The sequence below is a fragment of the Alkalibaculum bacchi genome, from assembly GCF_937875145.1.
GTDB classification, from domain to species: domain Bacteria; phylum Bacillota; class Clostridia; order Eubacteriales; family Alkalibacteraceae; genus Alkalibaculum; species Alkalibaculum bacchi_A.
The window spans coordinates 1-2129 of sequence record NZ_CALNCS010000246.1 but is presented as its reverse complement, the minus strand read 5'-3'; the positions used below and the strand labels follow the sequence as shown (position 1 = coordinate 2129).

General features: G+C 37.2%; 1 protein-coding gene and 1 pseudogene. Both read left to right on the top strand.

What is annotated here, in order from left to right; genetic code table 11:
* Positions 1–53: 53 nt before the first annotated feature.
* A pseudogene (gene istA / locus Q7P22_RS14070) lies at positions 54–1214 on the top strand (IS21 family transposase); the annotation flags it as partial.
* Between the two features lie 5 nt (positions 1215–1219).
* On the top strand, positions 1220–1996 hold the full coding sequence (gene istB, locus Q7P22_RS14065) for an IS21-like element helper ATPase IstB (RefSeq protein WP_303865019.1): 777 nt from the start codon (positions 1220–1222) through the stop codon (positions 1994–1996).
* Positions 1997–2129: the final 133 nt, after the last annotated feature.

Genomic DNA, 2129 nt, shown 5'->3' with positions numbered 1-2129 from the left:
CTTATTTGTAAGCGCTGCAGTAAAATTATAAGACAAGGTCAGTGCTTTTACGTCGTGCTACCATGCACATCAACCGCAAACCTGGAGAACAAGTTGAAGTGGATTGGGCTGGAGATCTTGCACAAATCATAGATCCTGATACTGGTGAAATTATTGATGCCCATATCTTTGTAGGTGTTATGACCTACAGTCAATATACCTATGTTGAAGCTTTCATAAATGAGAAACAGCAATCATGGATTAAAGCACATGTTAATATGTATAAATACTTTGGTGGTATTGCAAAGATACTAGTTTCTGATAATTGTAAGACTGCAGTAGTGCATAATGGTGGATGGTATAACCAACAGTTAAATACAATTTACTATGAAATGGCTGAGCACTATGGTACTGCCATCATTCCAGCTCGAGTAAGAAAGCCAAAGGATAAACCTAATGTTGAAAGCTCCGTAGGCAATATATCTACTTGGATAGTAGCAGCTCTACGTAATGAACAGTTCTTTTCTTTAGAAGAGTTGAATCGTGCGATCAAAGAGAAACTTAAGGATTTTAATTCACGACTCTTTCAAAAGAAAGAGGATAGCCGATTAAGTCTCTTCCGCTGTGAAGAATTGCCATTACTAGCACCATTACCAGCTACCCCATTTGAACTTGCGGATTGGAAACAAGCCACAGTTCAATTTAATTATCACATATCAGTTGATGGAATGCTATACTCAATTCCTTACGAATACATTAAGCGTAAGGTAGACGTTAGAATGACAGATAAAACAATTGAAATATTCTTTAATCAACATCGTATTGCTTCCCATAGAAGACTCTATGGTCGTAAGGGGCAGTACAGTACTATTGTAGAGCATATGCCTGAAGACCACCAAAAGTATTTAGAATGGAATGGAGAAAGTTTCCGTAAGTGGGCTACAGGAATTGGAAACAATACGTTTAATGTTGTAGATGCAATACTTACCTCAAAACGTGTACAACAAGAGACATACAAGAGTTGTATGGGACTACTAAAACTTGCTGATAAATACTCAGTCGAGCGTTTAGAAGCTGCTTGTAAAAAAGCAATGTCCTATACGGCTACACCTAGCTTCAAGAGTATTAAAAACATACTCAGTACTGGCCAAGATAAGGTAGAACCAGAAGTAAAGGTTGAAACTACACACAATAACTACGGCATCACAAGAGGTGCCGGATATTATGGGAGGTAACATCTATGACAAATCAAAGTACAATAGATAAATTAATTGAAATGCATTTAACATCAATGGCAGACGCCTTCAGAAACCAGATAAGGGATCCTAAGATGAATGAAATACCATTTGAAGATCGCCTAGGTATGATAGTAGATATTGAATATACAAGTAGAAAAAACAATCGTTTAAAAAGACTTATCAAGAAAGCAGAATTTGACCAACCAGATGCAAGCATCATGGATATTGACTATATGTCTGGACGTAGATTAAACAAGGATTTAATCCGAAGGCTTGCTAGCTGTGAATATGTAGCTGAGAATCGTAATATATTCATCACTGGAGCAACGGGTAGTGGTAAAACTTACATGGCATGTGCATTTGGAATGGAAGCCTGTAAACAGTACTATACAACAAAATATGTCCGCCTACCTGATATGCTTCTTGACCTTGAAATGTCCAGAAATGAAGGCAATTACAGGAAGGTATTGTCTAAATACATTAATCCTTTGCTACTAATTTTAGATGAATGGTTATTACTAAAACCAACAGAAAATGAGCGTAAGGATATATTTGAACTACTTTCGAGGAGAAGAAAGAAATCATCCACAATCTTTTGTGCTCAGTACAGGTCTGAAGGCTGGTATGAACAACTAGGAGGTGGTGAAGGTCCATTAGCAGATGCTATTCTTGATCGCATCATGCATGATTCATACAAAATTAATATTGAGAGTATTGATTCATCTAAAGATGTATCCATGCGTGAAGTGTATGGAATTGACAAATCACTAATTGAATAACTAAAATACTAGTATTTCGCATCAAAGAGTCCGTTTGTAATCATATGAAGTCCAGAAATGCGTTAAAAGATATCGTGCTAGTTTGTTAAGTAGTGCCGGAGGCGCGCCGCCGCATAAGAGTGGTAGGAGGGGT

Excerpts from the sequence above, each read along its gene's own strand:
- istB (WP_303865019.1), top strand. The coding sequence starts at position 1,220 with ATGACAAATCAAAGTACAATAGATAAATTAATTGAAATGCATTTAACA.